Here is a 14,517-nt window from a genome sequence, read left to right as displayed (position 1 = left end):
AGCCGCAGATGAGACGCCCGCCCCGCAACCGCGCCGAGCTGCGTGCCGAGATCGCGCGGCGCAACCCGATCCGACGCGTCCCGCAGCCGCCGGAGGAGCAGATTCGCTCGACGTGGCGTCAGGCTGCGGTGCCCCGCATCGAGCGGATGCTGGCGCGCGCCGTCGCCCAGGACGCGGGTGGCTGGCACGTCGCGGCGGCGAGCACGGATGTCGTCGCGGGGCGTTCGACGGTGCGCACGATCCTCGGACGCGAGATCGCGTTGTGGCGCGGCGCCGACGGCTCGGCGCTCGCGGGGCCGGGCGCGTGCCCGCACATGGGTGCGCTGCTGGAGAACTGCCACACCGATGACGGCGACGTCCTGTGCCGCTGGCACGGGCTGCGGCTGCCGAGCGAGTGGCCGGGCGAATGGCTCACCTACCCCGCGCACGACGACGGCGTCCTGTTCTGGGTGCGGTTGCCCACCGACGGCGAGATGCCGAGCGCCGCACCGGTGCTGCCCGCGCGTGCTCCACTCGACGAGGCGCTCGTCACGGTCTACACGCGTGAAGCGCGCTGCGAGACGTCCGACGTCATCGCGAACCGTCTCGACCCGTGGCACGGGGCCTGGTTCCACCCTTACGCGTTCAGCCACCTCGTCGTCGACGAGGACGCGAGCGACGACGACTGCCTCGTCACCGACGTGACGTTCCGCCTCAACCACACCTACGGCGTTCCGGTGCGCGCGGCGTTCACGTGCGCCGACAGCCGCACGATCACCATGACGATCATCGACGGCGAGGGCGTCGGCAGCACCGTCGAGACCCACGCGACGTGCGTGCAGCCGGCGAGCGTCGAGCAGCCGGCTCGCAGCGTCATTCACGAGGCGACGATCGCGCACTCCGAGCGCCCCGGTTTCCGTGCGGCGCGGGCGTTCGCGCCGCTCATCCGCCCGCTCGTGCTGCGCACGCAGGGCCAGTTGTGGGTCGACGACCTCGAGTACGCGGAGCGTCGCTACGAACTGCGTTCGGGTTTCGCGCGGGACGGCAGTCGTGACGGCGGCCGACGTCGTGGTGGGGTGGGCGACATGAGCCTGCCCGCGTCCGGGGATCCCTATCAGTACCTGCTGCTCATGGGTGGATGCCTGCTCATCACGCTGCCGCTCGAACTCGTCCTGCGCGCCCGCGTGTACTCACGCCCGCGACGGTTGCTCGCGGCGCTGCTGCCCGTCGTCGTGCTGTTCAGCGTGTGGGACATCGTCGGCATCGTGCGTGATCACTGGACGTACTCGCCGCGGTTCACGTCGGGTTGGGATGTGCCGCTCACCCCGATGCCGATCGAGGAGCTCGTGTTCTTCGTCGTCATCCCGATCTGCGGGCTACTCACGTACGGAGCCGTGGGGTTCTGCCTGCGACTGCTCGCCGCGTGGCGCTCGAGCGGGAGCGCGAGAAGTGCTCTCGCCCGGGTCGATTCGGAAGGGCGGGCGGGCGAGGGGCGCCATGTGGCGGCTGATGGCTCGTCCGCGCGAGGCGATCATCGCCCGTCGAGGGAGGTGTGACGTGCCCGAGTACACCGTGCTGACCGTCGCGTCGATGATCGGCGTCGTCGCTCTCGAAGGGCGTTGGCGCACCGGCATCTTTACCTCGGCGCGCTACTGGTGCTCGATGGTCATCGTGTTCGCGTTCCAGATCCTCGTCGACGGCTGGCTGACGAAGCTGAGCGACCCGATCGTCCTCTACGGGCGGGATCAGTTCCTCGGCATCCGCTTTCCGTGGGACATTCCGATCGAGGACTTCGGCTTCGGCTTCTCGATGGTGACGCTGACGATCCTGCTGTGGGAACACCACGGCGCCCGCCGGAAGGAGAACGCACGATGAGCGCGACGATCGAGGCCTTCACGGCAGGGCTGCGACGAGTGCCGCAGTGGCGCCCCGGACGTGATGCGGCGGCCGAACGGCATGAGCCTGACGGTCGGGGCGGCCCTGCTGCGTCGAGGGTGCCGGACGCCGCGGCGCCCCACGTCGTCGTCGTAGGTGGTGGGATCGCCGGCATCAGCGCCGCCGTCGGGCTGGCTGAGCGCGGCGTGCGCGTCACGCTGCTCGAGGCGGAGAGCAGCCTGGGAGGCCGCGTGCGCAGCTGGCCCGTCGACGTGCCGACCCCGGGCGCTGACGCGTCGGGCGCCCCGGACGATCGAGCGACGATGAGCCGCGGGTTTCACGCGTTCTTCCGCCAGTACTACAACCTGCGCGCGCTGCTGCGCCGCGTCGACCCGAGCCTCGAATGTCTGCGGCCCGTCGACGACTACCCTCTACGTCACGCCGACGGCACGCAGGATTCGTTCACGAAGATCGCGACGCGGCCGCCGCTCAACTTCCTGTCGTTCATCGCCCGCAGCCCCTCGTTCGGCCTGCGTGACCTCACGCGCGTCGATGCCGACCGCGCCCTCGACCTGCTCGACGTCGACTTCCCCGCCACGTATTCGCGTTATGACGGGGTGAGCGCCGCCGACGCCCTCGACGCGCTGCGATTCCCGGAACGCATGCGCTCGCTCGCGCTCGAGGTGTTCGCACGCAGCTTCTTCGCCGAGCCGCGCGACTTCTCCGCCGGCGAACTCGTCGCCATGTTCCACATGTACTTCCTCGGTTCCGGCGAGGGGCTGCTGTTCGACGTCAGCCGCGACGACTTCGACACGACGATGTGGCGTCCGCTGCGCTCCTATCTTGAAGGCCTCGGCGCGGAGGTCGTGTCGGGTTGCCGCGTCGAGTCGATCGAGCGTGACGGGGACGGCTTCCGTGTCAGCGCCGGCGCGGCTGCGGGTGCGGCGGGTACCGACGAGGCGAGTCGCGGCCGCCTTGACTTCGCCATTGACTGTGACGATGCCCATGGCTCGCTCCGCGCCGACGCCGTCGTCATCGCGACAAGCCGTGACGTGCTGCAGCGTCTCGTCGACGGCACCGACCTCGGCGACGAGGCCTGGCGTGCGTCCGTGCTGACCGGGGAGATGGCGCCTCGTTTCATCGTGCAGCGACTGTGGTTCGACCGCCCCGTCGCGGCGGGCAGCGCGCCGTTCGTCGGCACGGCCGCGTACGGCCATCTCGACAACGTCTCGCTCGTCCACGACCTCGAGGACGGCGCCGCCCAGTGGGCCAACCAGTGCGGCGGCAGCGTCGTCGAACTGCATGCCTACGCGGTGCCCGACGACGTCACCGATGACGAAGTGCTCGCCGACCTACGACATCAGCTCGAGCGCCTGCACCCTGAGCTCACCGGGTGCGAGCCGGTGCACGAGGAGGTGCTCGTCGAGGCCGACTGCCCCCTCGCCGGCACGGACGAGTGGGCCGCGCGCCCGGGCGCCGTCACGCCGCAGCCGAACCTCGTCCTCGCCGGTGACGGCGTGCGCTGCGAGCTGCCCGTCGCGCTCATGGAGCGGGCGGCGACGACCGGTTTTCAGGCCGCGAACGCGTTGCTGCGCCACTGGGGGCTGCCGGGGCACGAGCTGTGGAGCGTGCCGACGCGGGCGCGGTTCCCGCGGTCGCTGCGCGCCGCCCGTGCGGCGCTGCGCCTGCGCGACCGTGGCCTCGCGACGGTAGGTCGCGATTCGTCAGGGCGTGGCCGATGAGCGGACGGCAGAACGACGTCGCCCCCGACGCCGGACGTTCCGGGCTCGAAGGACTCGGGCGCGAGCGGTGCGCCGCGGGACGCTGCAACACCGAGAGTCGAGATGGAGGACGCCGCAGCGACGCGTGCCGTCTCACCGATGCCGCCAGCTTTCTCGACGACGTACAGGCACGCTTGGCCGAGAGCCTTTCCTTCGCGGCCGACGCCGGCGGTGTGGTGACGGCCGGACTGCCCTCGTCAGCGCTGGTCGAGGCATCGTCGCTCGAGACGCTCGTACGTGATCTTCTCGCAGCCGGCGGCAAACTCGTGCGGCCCCGGCTCGTCCGCCTCGGGTACCTCGCGGCGCGCGAGTGCACCAACCCCGACGACGACCCCGCGACCACCGACGCTGTCGTTCGCGTCGCTGCGGCCTTCGAGTTGTTGCACCTGTTCGGGTTGCTGCAGGACGACGTCATGGATGCCTCCGACACGCGACGCGGCGCTCCGACCGCGCACCACCAGGTGAGAGCCGCCGCAGCTCAGCCCGACGGCCCCGACGCTGCGCGCCTCGGCGACAGCGTCGCCGTCCTCGCCGGTGATCTCGCGTTCGCGCTCGCGAACCGCCTCGTCCGCGCTCTGCCGGAGCACGTGGCCGACGCGTGGGACGCAGCGGTCGTCGAGCTCGTCACCGGGCAGCGGCTCGACCTCGTCTTCGCCGCCGAGGCACGCCTCGACGAGGTGAGCACACGCCGCGTCGCGCACGCAAAGTCGGGCGCGTACACGGTGCAGCGCCCCCTCGAGATCGGCGCGTTGCTCGCCGGCGAGAGCGCGCCACCGGCGTGGCTGAGCCGATTCGGCGCCGCGCTCGGTGAGGCGTTCGCGCTCGCCGACGACATCATCGGCCTGTGGGGCGAACCCGCCGTCACGGGCAAACCGGCGGGCGAGGATCTGCGCGAACGCAAGCCGACGACCGTCCTCGGCCTCGCCGACTCGGCCCTCGACGGCGAGCTGACGCGACGCCTGGCGCCGGGTCGCGAACCACTCGACGAGGCCGAGACACACGCCTGGTTGCAGCGCCTCGACGCGGCGGGCGTGCGCGCGCAGGCCGTCGCCCGCATCGCCGATCGCCACGCTGATGCCCTCGATGCTCTCGCGGCGCTGCCGCAGGGCGCGGTGCGTGACGAACTCACGCGTTTCGCCGACGAACTGGCGGTGCGCGATGCGTGAACGTCGTCAGGATCATCCAGCACCTCACGCCGACGACTCGAAAGAAGCACCCCCGATGCGCGAGACGCCGATGATCGACGCGCCCGGCAAGCCAGCGGAAGCGACGTTCGGTGCCGCGCCCCCCGCTCCTACTACGGGTGTGCCGGCCGCGACCGACGACGTCGTCGTCCTGCTCGACGATGACGGCGCCGCGATCGGCACGTGCCCGCGCGCCGAGGTGCACACCCATGACACGCCGCTGCATCGCGCCTTCTCGAGCTACCTGCTCGACGACGCGGGTCGCCTGCTGCTCACCCGTCGCGCGCTGACGAAGGTCGCGTGGCCGGGTGTGTGGACGAACACCTGTTGCGGGCATCCGCGCCCCGACGAACCCACGCAGGACGCGGTGAGCCGGCGCGTGCGTGAAGAGCTCGGGCTGGATGTGACGCAGTTGCGCGTCGTCCTGCCGAGCTACCGTTACCGCGCGGTCGACGCGTCCGGCATCGTCGAGCACGAGATCTGCCCGGTGCTCGTCGGGCGCATCGACCCGGCGCAGCTCGAACCGCACCCCGACGAAGTATGCGAGTGGGCCTGGATCGCCTGGCCCGACGCGGTCCACCTCGCGCGTCGCACTCCGGCGCTGCTCAGCCCGTGGGCGGCCGAGCAGATCGTGCTGCTCGCCGAGCAGCTGGGGGAGAACGGCCTCTCGCCGCTCGCGCTCCCGCACGATGAGACCGCGCACGAGCACACGCAGCACGAAGAACACGAACCCCTCGAGGAGAAGGATCTCGCATGAGTCGCGTCGTCGTCATCGGAGCCGGTCTCGCCGGCCTGGCCGCAGCCTGTCATCTGCGCGGTGCCGGGCACGACGTCGTCATCGTCGAGAAGCAGGCGCAGGCGGGTGGGCGCGGTATCCGCCTCGAGCGGGACGGGTTCACGTTCGACACCGGCCCGACCGTCCTGACGATGATCGACCTCGTCGACGAAGCCCTCGCGCAGATCGGCGTGGGCGTACACGATGTGCTCGACCTGACGCTGCTCGACCCCGCCTACCGCGCCTGCTACGCGGACGGTTCGACGATCTTCGTCCGCCACGGCCACGAGGCGATGCGCGAGGAGATCGCGCGCGAGTGCGGCGCGAAGGACGCGGCGGCGTTCGACGACTTCGTCGCGTGGCTGCGGCGGCTGTACGAGGTCGAGATGCCGCACTTCATCGACGCGAACTTCGACTCACCCCTCGACCTGCTGCGCAACCCGGCTGCAGCCGCGCGGCTTGTGAGGCTCGGCGGGTTCCGTCACCTCGGGCCCGTCATCCGCGAGCGCTTCGACGACGAACGCCTGCACCGCATCTTCTCGTTCCAGGCGATGTATGCAGGTCTCGCGCCGGAGAAGGCGCTCGCGCTGTACGCCGTCATCACGTACATGGACTCGATCGAGGGTGTCTGGTTCCCGGCCGGCGGCATGCGCGAGGTGCCCGAGGCGATGGCGCGTGCGCTCGGGCGCACAGGCGTCGAACAGCGCTACGACACGACGGTGACGCGCATCCTCACCCGCGCTGACGGCGCCGTCGCCGGGGTCGAGACGTCCAGCCCGAGTGGTGACGAGCGCCTGCCGTGTGACGCGATCGTCTGCACGACCGACTTGCCCATCGCCTACCGCACGCTGCTCGACGACCTCGAACCGCCCGCCGTCCTGAAGCGTGCGACGTACTCGCCATCCGCGGTCGTCTGGCACCTCGGGGTCGAGGGTGTGCCGAGCGACGTCGCGCACCACAACATCCACTTCGGCACGGCGTGGGAGGAGTCGTTCGACGATCTGCTCGTGCGCGGCACGCGGATGCAGGACCGTCGCGGCTCGTCACCATTCCGTCTCGTGACGACGCCACCGCCGCGCCGGAGGGTTGTTCGACGTTGTACGTCCTCGAGCCCGCACCCAACCTCGACGTCGGGCGTGTCGACTGGGCGGCCGAGCGGCCGCGCATGAAGGAGGAGCTGCTCGCTTTCCTCGATGACGCCGGCTACCCGACGACGATCGTCACCGACGAGTTCGTCGATCCCACCGACTGGCAGGGGCAGGGTATGGCCGCGGGAACGCCGTTCGCGCTCAGCCACACGTTCCTGCAGACCGGCCCGTTCCGCCCGCCGAACGTCGAACGCCGCCGCCCGGGCGTATTCTTCGCCGGTTCCGGCACCGTGCCGGGTGTCGGCGTGCCAATGGTGCTCGTCAGCGGCAAGCTCGCCGCGGCGCGGGTGGCTGACTACTTGCGGAGGTCAGTGATGAAGTCGGTAGCGCACAGGACTGCTGCAGGGTTAGGTGACAGGGGTTAGGCAGCCAGTTCGACTGCTGTGGTCATGATGGTTGCGAACTCGATGGGCGTCAATCGTCCGAGGCGGTCCTGACGGCGCCGTTGATACGTCCGCTCGATCCACGTGACGATCGCGATCCAAAGTTCCTCTCGCGTCGCCCAGGATTGCCGATCCAGGACGTTGTTTTGAAGGAGCGCGAAGAACGATTCCATCGCGGCGTTGTCACCGTAGCGCCGACGCGCCCCATCGACCCGGCCAGGTCCTGCCGGTTGATCGCGTGCACGAAACTTCCGGCTCCTGCATTGCGAGCCTCTGTCGGTGTGCACGATGCACCCTGCCACGCCGGCGCCCTCAGCACGGCGTCGGGAGACGGCGGAATCCAACACGGCGACAGCCAAACTCGACCTCATCCGGTCGCTGATCGAGTAGCCCACGATGCGGCCTGAGCACACGTCTTTGACCGCGCACAGGTACAGCTTTCCTTCGTTCGTCCAGTGCGAGGTCGGGGCACCTCACGCTTGCGGGGTAATGTCGCTCAGCCACACCTGGTTCGGGTGATCGGCGATGAACTCGTGCCGTGTCACACCTTGCTCATCAACGGTCGCCAGCGGGTCATCGTGCACGGGCGGCCCGGGCTTCTTACCGTTGTTGCCGCGCTTCTTGCCGAAGCTCGACCACCACGCGTTGGCGGAGCACAGTTTCCATGCTGTCCTGGCCGACATGCTGACGCCCGCGGCGGCGGCTTCTTCGTGGAGGTAGCGGTAGCCGAATTCGGGGTCGTCGCGGTGAGCGTCGTACAGCGCATTCGCACGGTGGGCTTGGTCCCACTCGGCTGGGTGATGGGTTCAGCGAGCCAGCGGTAGTACGGGGCACGAGCTAAGCCAAGGACCCGCAAGGACACCACGACGGGGATGCCGTCAGCGGTGAGCTCGTTCACGAGCGGTGGAGGCACCTCCCGCTTGCGGGGGAAGAGCCTTTCCCGGCAAGTTCGCCTGACTCAGGTACGCCGCCGCGCGGCGCAGGACCTCGTTCTCTTGCTCGAGCAGGCGAATGCGCCGGCGTGCGCCGCGTAGCTCGTGGGATTCGGTGCGGCTGACGCCGGGCCTGTTGCCGTCGTCGATGTCGGTTTGGCGCATCCACGTGTTCAGCGTCATTTCGTGGATGCTGAAGTCTCATCCGATCTGGGCGAGAGTGACGCCCGCTTCGCGGGCGCGGGCCATGCGCACGACATCGTCACGAAACTCTTGGGGGGTGGGGCTTGGGCACGGTGATCATCCTTCCAGGCCGACTGGTTGAGTCAGCCAGGTTCGATGTCACCTATCCGTGCAGCAGTCCCGACTGTAAACACAGGCCCCTGGGGTGGTGGTGTTCCCGCAAGCACGGTCATGGTGCGCTAGGTGTACTCGGCCGTCAGGTTGTTGACAGTCCGCTGGTCGGGAAGAGGCCGTCGGCTACAGCGCACGCGCAGGACTAAGGGCGCCTCTGGGCGGGATGTGTGTCGCGATCTGTCACCGACTTTCACGGGGAGCGTCTCTGCGCTCGCTCAGACTGGGCCTGCCGTGTTCTGCCCCACGCCTCGCGGCATGTTGTGGCAACGTCTGACTACCGGACAATCCAATTGGTTTCCCGGAGCCATCTGTCGTCTGGCACCCCGGGTGAGGGGCGGTTCGTTAGTGTCGCTGGGTGAGCGGTCTGCGGGTTCCGCACTCCATATGTGGGCAACGGCCTTACCAGGCTCCCTAGTGCGTTGGCCGCATCGTCCGAGTTCTGACACCAGAGCGTGGGCACCTGACCCGTGGAATCGACCGGCTTACCGTTCTCGAGCGACGAGCCGAGCAGGGCCGCGTGGAACGGCGCGACGTCGGCGTGACGGCGGGTGTCGAGGCCGAGACCTGGCTGGGTGAGGCCTGCGACGTCCGCCTCCACGCCGAGATCGTCGGCGTGCTCGCCGATCCTGGTGGCCAGGCGCAGGTCGCGGCTCGTGATGCGCCCGACGTCATGGCTGCGCAGGGACACGACGACATCGGAGAAGGTGAGGGTGATGTCGGGGTGGTGGTCCGTCTCCTCGGCCGACGCGCCGATGCGTTCGACGAGGGCCAGGCCCGTCGCGAAGTCCTTCGTCATGTAGCGGGCCTGAGCGACCCCATGATCTGAGCCCAGCCGGGTGGGGCGGTTTCACGGACCTGGGCGGCGTTGAACCTTTGTGCTATGTCCTCTCGACGAGCGGGGTGGCACGGCGCCGTGCCCGTTCGAGCCTAGGACGAACCGCATTCGTGTGGTAGCGGCCCGTGCTCGTCAGCGCGTCTTCGGAAGCCGGTTCGCCGCAAGCCCCTCGCGCAGCAGCGGCCCGACGCGGTAGGGGATGACCCTACGCAGGTAGACGCTCGTGCGGGTGCGCGTGACGCCGGGGCACAGACGCACATCCTCACTCACCCGGTAGAGGTCGTCCGGGTCGCGTGCGACAACGCGCACGAGGAGGTCGGTCTCGCCTGCGGGCGCGAAGCACTCGAGCACCTCGGGTACCCGGGAGAGGGCGGCGATCGCACCGTCGATGTCGTGCTGGTCGAGCTCGACAGCAACCATGGCGCTGAGCGGACGCCCGAGCCTGGCGGGATCGACGCGGGCGCTGTTGAGGCGCAGGACGCCGGCCTCGCGGAAGCGTTCGAGACGCGCGTGCACCGTGCCGCGGGCCAGTCCGCACCGCTGCGCGAGGGCCATTGTCGTCATGCGGGGATCCTCGTCCAGAGCGAGCAACAGTGCGCGGTCGGTGTCGTCGAACTGGACGTCGGGGTGCTGCTCGCGAGCGTCCTTGGCCGGTTCCATGTGCGTCTCCCTGATCATGATGGGCGGTATGACCAGAGAATACCCGTCCGCTTTGAACAGAATGATCAATCAAGGATGAGGTTGTTGCGCACCTTGCGCGGTGTGGTGTTGAGTACTTCTCAACGAGCTTCGCGGGCCACCACCCCGGCAGTCGAAGCGGGCACGGTGGCAGAACTCACGAGGTGACGTCATCGATGCGGGCCGCACCCCGGCCACGCACGCCGAACGGACGAGAAGGCCGGAATCCCGAAACGATCGGGAATCCGGCCTTCTGTCATGTCACACCCGCGAGGGCGCCGCGGTCAGCTGGTGTGCGCCTCGTGGGCGAGGCGCGCGGCGCCGACGATGCCTGCCGCGTTCTGCAGCCTCGCGGGCACCATCTCCGTGCGGATCTCGAGCAGGGGCAAGAACTTGTCCGCCTTCTTCGACACCCCGCCACCGACGACGAGGAGGTCGGGCCACAGGAGGTTCTCGAGCGTCGTGTAGTACTTCGTGAGGCGCTTGGCCCACTTCTCGTAGCTGAGCTCCTCGCGCTCCTTCGCCGAGTGCGCCGCCTTCTTCTCGGCGTCCTTGCCGTCGATCTCGAGGTGACCGAACTCGGAGTTGGGCACCAACTGCCCGTCGTTGATCACGGCCGAACCGATGCCGGTGCCGAGCGTCGTCACGACGACGAGCCCGTCACGATCCTTGGCCGCGCCGTAGTGGATCTCCGCGTAACCCGCGGCATCCGCGTCGTTGACGACGGTGACGCGGCGGCCGAGGCGCGCCGCGATGAGCTCCTCGGCGTTCGTGTCGATCCACGCGTGGTCGATGTTCGCCGCCGTGCGCACGACGCCGTGCTGGACGACGCCCGGGATCGTCACACCGATCGGTTCGTCACCGACGAGGTCGGAGAAGTGCTCGACGATCTCGGCGATGACATCCGCGACGGCACCGGGCGTAGCGCCTTCGGGGGTGTCGATCCGGAGGCGGTCGGCGGCGAACTCGCCCGTGTCGAGGTCGACGGGAGCGCCTTTGATGCCGGTACCGCCCACGTCGATGCCCAGGGGGTAGGACTTCTTCGTCATGCTCTCTCCTCGTCGCGGCCCGGTGCGGGCTCGCGGGGTCGATGAAGTATTCCGGTCAGACTAGTGCCGGTTCACCGGGGCGCCGCAACCGCGCGCCCGCGGGAACGAGCGTCAGGCCTCGGTGCTCGTGAGGATCTCGTAGCCGTCCTCGGTGATGACGGCGGTGTTCTCGAACTGTGCGGAGCGGGAGCCGTCACGGCTCACGACGGTCCACCCGTCGCTCCACACCGGTGCGGCGTCGCCGGAGCCGAGGTTGAGCATCGGCTCGACGGTGAACACCATGCCCACCTCGATGACGTCATCGTGGTGAGGCGCCGCGTCGTAGTGCGGGATGATGAGCCCGTTGTGGAACTCGGTGCCGATGCCGTGGCCGGTGTAGTCGCGCACGACGCCGTACCCGAAGCGCTTGGCGTACTGCTCGATGACGCGGCCGATGATGTTGACCTGGCGCCCCGGCTTGGCGGCCTTGATGCCGCGCATCATGGCTTCCCTCGTCCGCTCGGCGAGCAGCCGTGATTCCTCGTCCACGTCGCCGCAGAGGTAGGTGGCGCAGTTGTCGCCGTGCACCCCGTCCTTGTACGCCGTGACATCCAGCTTCACGAGGTCACCGTCCTCCAGAACCGTGGAGTCGGGGATGCCGTGGCAGATGACCTCGTTGACGCTCGTGCACAGCGACTTGGGGAATCCGAGGTAGTCGAGCGTCGAGGGGTAGGCGCCGTGGTCGCACATGTACTCGTGGGCGATGCGGTCGAGTTCGTCCGTCGTGACACCGGGGGCGACGGCCTTGCCGGCCTCCTTCATGGCGCTGGCGGCGATGCGTCCTGCCGCCCGGATGCGCTCGATCGTCTCCGCGTCCTTGACGTAACTCTCGTGGCCCTCGCGGGCTTCGCTGCGACCGACGTACTCGGGGCGCGCGATGGATGAGGGGACGGAGCGCTTCGGGCCGATGTGTCCAGGGGTGATCTTCGCGCGCGTACTCGTCATAGGGTGAGTCTAGAGGTCGGGTCACACGCGACTCGACGAGCCAACGAGGCGCGCACGCGCCAGTGGAGGTGAGCCGCATGGCCTACTGGTACAACGTCGACACGAACTCCGTTGAGCAGGGCGACGAGACGAACTCGAAGTCCTACTTGCTCGGCCCGTACGCCACCGAGGCGGAGGCTCGCAACGCTCTCGACACGGCCCACGCCAAGAGCGAGAAGTGGGACGAGGAAGACCGCGAGTTCGAGGGCGACAACTGACGCAGCCCGTCGTGACCCGCAACGGCACCCACCGCGTCCGGTGGGTGCCGTTGCGCGTGGGTGAGGGCGCACGCGGGATAGATAGATCATCGAAGTACGATGCTCGACGGGTCGTCGGCGCTTTGCGGGAGGAGGCGGGATGAGCGCGGAACTCGGATTCGATCTGCGTCGCCTCGCTGTACCCGCCTACGGCCCGTCGCTGTTGTTCGGAGCGGCCGAGGGGGCACTGCTGCCGATCATTCCGGCCGAAGCCACGAGCAGGGGAGCGGGCGTGGCGCTCGCAGCCTTCATCGCGATGCTCTTCGGGCTGGGCTCCTTCGTGTCGAACATCCCCGCTTCCGGGCTCACCGATCGCTTCGGGGAGCGCCGAGCCCTCGTGTTCGCCGGTCTGGTGGCGGCCCTGGGGTGCGTCCTCGCCATGCTGCCGAGTCTCGTGAGCCTCATCGCCGGCGCCTTCGTCATCGGCATGGCATCGGCGGTCTTTCTCCTCGCACGCCAGAAGTACCTCACCGAAGCCGTACCGATCACCCACCGCGCGCGAGCCCTGTCGCTCCTCGGCGGCGTCATGCGCATCGGCTTCTTCATCGGCCCCCTCATCGGAGCCGCGCTCATCGGCATTTTCGGGGTGCCGGCCGCGTGGATTCTGGCCATCGCCTGCCTCCTCCTCGCGGGATGGTGTGCCACCCGCATGGAGGACCTACCCGGTGCTCTTGATGCCGGCGGCGCCACTCCGGCGCGCGTCACGCCGCGTGACGTGCTGCGCACCCACCTGCCGGTTTTCGCAACGGTCGGGCTCGGGATCCTGCTCGTGCAGGCGGTGCGTGGTTCGCGCCAGGTCGTCATCCCGCTGTGGTCGGCGCACGTCGGCCTCGACGAGCAGACGACGAGCCTCGTCTACGCCATCTCGGCCGGCATCGACATGCTCGTGTTCTATCCGGCCGGACGCGTCATGGACCTACGCGGACGGCGTGCGGTGGCCGTCCCGTCGATGCTGCTCATGGCCGCGGCACTTGCCGTCATGCCGTTCACCCACACGGCCGCGACAGTGCTCGCGGTCAGCTGCGTCCTCGGGTTCGGCAACGGAATCGGCTCGGGCCTCGTCATGACGCTGGGGGCCGACTTCTCACCGGATGTCGGGCGCGCGGCGTTCCTCGGCATCTGGCGCCAACTGAGCGACACCGGCAACACGCTCGGACCGCTCACGCTCTCGGGTGTGACGGCCCTCGCGGGCCTGGCCCCGGCGGTGGCCGTCAACGCACTTCTCGGCTTGGCGGCTGCGGGGGTACTCGCGTACTGGCCGGCGCGCCTCGTGCGCGAAGGGTGGGGGCCGCACGACCGGCTGCAGGACGACACCGAGAGCGCGACCCGCGGTTCGTGACGGCCGGTAGGTCGGGGACGCGACACGCAGTGGCAGAACACGGCGCACTCACCTCATGAGGTGAGTGGCGCCGTGGTGCGGAATTCAGTTCTCGAAACTGTGCTCAGTGGCGGGAAAAGCACCCGAGGAGACGTCCTCATGGTAGGCGCGAGCGGCGTCGAGCAAAACGGTGCGGACATCGGCGAACTTCTTGGCAAAGCGCGGGTAGCGACCGTCGCGCAAACCGGCGAAGTCCTGCCACACGAGCACCTGCCCGTCGCAGTCCGGGCCCGCGCCGATGCCGATCGTCGGGACCCGAAGCGCCTCCGTCACGGCTTTGGCCGCCGGGGCGGGCACCATCTCCATGAGGACGCAGAACGCGCCCGCCCGCTCGAGGGTCTTGGCCTCCTCGACGAGTCGTGCGGCAGCGTCACCGCGACCCTGCACGCGATAACCGCCGAGAGCGTGCTCGCTTTGCGGAGTGAATCCGATGTGCGCCACGACCGGAATACCGTTCTTCGCCAGGTGCTCGACGGTCGGTGCCATGTGAGCGCCGCCCTCGAGCTTGACCGCGTGCGCGCGTCCCTCCTTCATGAGGCGAGCGGCGCTCGCGAAGGCCTGGGCGGGCGATTCCTGGTAGCTGCCGAACGGCAGGTCGGCGACGACGAGGGCATGCTTGGCGGCGCCGGCGACGGCGCGCACGAGCGGGATCATCTCGTCGAGCGTGATGGGCAGCGTCGTCTCGTAGCCGTAGACGTTGTTTCCGGCCGAGTCGCCGACGAGGAGGGTCTCGATGCCCGCTTCGTCGAAGATCTCGGCGGTGTACATGTCGTAGGACGTCAGCATCGTGAAGCGCTCGCCGCGCTCCTTCATCTGCTGCAGGGTCACCGTGCGCACACGTTTGCGTTCCGGCGTGCGGTAGGGGGCTGCCTCTTCAGTCATG

Annotated in this window: 14 protein-coding genes and 1 pseudogene; 9 read left to right on the top strand and 6 right to left on the bottom strand. The window is 69.1% G+C overall.

Annotated features, from left to right (window positions below):
* The first annotated feature begins 8 nt into the window (after positions 1-8).
* Genes D1832_RS03245 through D1832_RS15705 form a run of 7 tightly spaced genes read left to right on the top strand, consistent with a single transcriptional unit; the run spans position 9 to position 7,107 of the window.
* A complete protein-coding gene (locus tag D1832_RS03245; RefSeq protein WP_206609343.1) occupies positions 9-1,535 on the top strand; it encodes a DUF5914 domain-containing protein in 1,527 nt (508 codons plus the stop codon).
* 1 nt (position 1,536) lies between these two features.
* Positions 1,537-1,854 (top strand): lycopene cyclase domain-containing protein, encoded by a 318-nt coding sequence (locus tag D1832_RS03235; protein WP_006946675.1) that lies wholly within the window; start codon positions 1,537-1,539, stop codon positions 1,852-1,854.
* Entirely contained in the window at positions 1,851-3,596 is a 1,746-nt protein-coding gene (locus D1832_RS03230; protein WP_118912612.1) for an FAD-dependent oxidoreductase, read from the top strand. Before D1832_RS03235 ends, D1832_RS03230 begins: the two co-directional genes overlap by 4 nt.
* Positions 3,593-4,801: a polyprenyl synthetase family protein gene (locus D1832_RS03225; RefSeq protein ID WP_118912611.1), complete on the top strand. Its 1,209-nt coding sequence runs from the start codon at positions 3,593-3,595 to the stop codon at positions 4,799-4,801. The genes D1832_RS03230 and D1832_RS03225 overlap by 4 nt, the downstream gene beginning before the upstream one ends.
* A gap of 55 nt (positions 4,802-4,856) precedes the next feature.
* A complete protein-coding gene (gene idi, locus D1832_RS03220; RefSeq protein ID WP_241510839.1) occupies positions 4,857-5,576 on the top strand; it encodes an isopentenyl-diphosphate Delta-isomerase in 720 nt (239 codons plus the stop codon).
* Complete coding sequence (locus tag D1832_RS03215; RefSeq protein WP_241510838.1) at positions 5,573-6,763, top strand: phytoene desaturase family protein; 1,191 nt, start codon at positions 5,573-5,575, stop codon at positions 6,761-6,763. The genes idi and D1832_RS03215 overlap by 4 nt, the downstream gene beginning before the upstream one ends.
* Positions 6,760-7,107, top strand: a complete 348-nt coding sequence (locus D1832_RS15705) for an FAD-dependent oxidoreductase (protein ID WP_241510837.1) — start codon at positions 6,760-6,762, stop codon at positions 7,105-7,107. The genes D1832_RS03215 and D1832_RS15705 overlap by 4 nt, the downstream gene beginning before the upstream one ends.
* On the opposite strand, the pseudogene D1832_RS15700 reads toward D1832_RS15705, so the two are convergent.
* The 5 genes and pseudogenes from D1832_RS15700 to map form a co-directional block, all read right to left on the bottom strand.
* Positions 7,104-8,306, bottom strand: a pseudogene (locus D1832_RS15700) (IS3 family transposase). The gene D1832_RS15705 and the pseudogene D1832_RS15700 sit on opposite strands and share 4 nt — an antisense overlap.
* A 382-nt stretch (positions 8,307-8,688) precedes the next feature.
* Positions 8,689-9,210 (bottom strand): 4a-hydroxytetrahydrobiopterin dehydratase, encoded by a 522-nt coding sequence (locus D1832_RS03190; protein ID WP_118912608.1) that lies wholly within the window; start codon positions 9,208-9,210, stop codon positions 8,689-8,691.
* A gap of 171 nt (positions 9,211-9,381) precedes the next feature.
* Positions 9,382-9,909, bottom strand: coding sequence for an Lrp/AsnC family transcriptional regulator (locus D1832_RS03185; protein ID WP_118912607.1), 528 nt, complete (start codon positions 9,907-9,909; stop codon positions 9,382-9,384).
* Positions 9,910-10,211: 302 nt separating this feature from the next.
* Positions 10,212-10,976: a polyphosphate--glucose phosphotransferase gene (gene ppgK / locus D1832_RS03180; RefSeq protein WP_118912606.1), complete on the bottom strand. Its 765-nt coding sequence runs from the start codon at positions 10,974-10,976 to the stop codon at positions 10,212-10,214.
* A 111-nt stretch (positions 10,977-11,087) separates the two neighbouring features.
* The gene (map, locus tag D1832_RS03175; RefSeq protein WP_118912605.1) at positions 11,088-11,960 is read right to left on the bottom strand and encodes a type I methionyl aminopeptidase; all 873 of its coding nucleotides are present in this window, start codon (positions 11,958-11,960) and stop codon (positions 11,088-11,090) included.
* A gap of 77 nt (positions 11,961-12,037) precedes the next feature.
* On the opposite strand from map, the gene D1832_RS03170 reads away from it, so the two are divergent.
* A complete protein-coding gene (locus D1832_RS03170) occupies positions 12,038-12,217 on the top strand; it encodes a methionine aminopeptidase (RefSeq protein ID WP_118912781.1) in 180 nt (59 codons plus the stop codon).
* Positions 12,218-12,356: 139 nt separating this feature from the next.
* Positions 12,357-13,595, top strand: a complete 1,239-nt coding sequence (locus D1832_RS03165; protein WP_118912604.1) for an MFS transporter — start codon at positions 12,357-12,359, stop codon at positions 13,593-13,595.
* Between the two features lie 84 nt (positions 13,596-13,679).
* On the opposite strand, the gene panB is transcribed toward D1832_RS03165, so the two are convergent.
* Positions 13,680-14,516, bottom strand: a complete 837-nt coding sequence (panB, locus tag D1832_RS03160; protein WP_118912603.1) for a 3-methyl-2-oxobutanoate hydroxymethyltransferase — start codon at positions 14,514-14,516, stop codon at positions 13,680-13,682.
* Between the last annotated feature and the right edge of the window lies 1 nt (position 14,517).

This window comes from Dermacoccus abyssi, assembly GCF_003515945.1.
GTDB lineage: Bacteria > Actinomycetota > Actinomycetes > Actinomycetales > Dermatophilaceae > Dermacoccus > Dermacoccus abyssi.
This window is presented reverse-complemented; position numbering and strand designations above follow the sequence as displayed.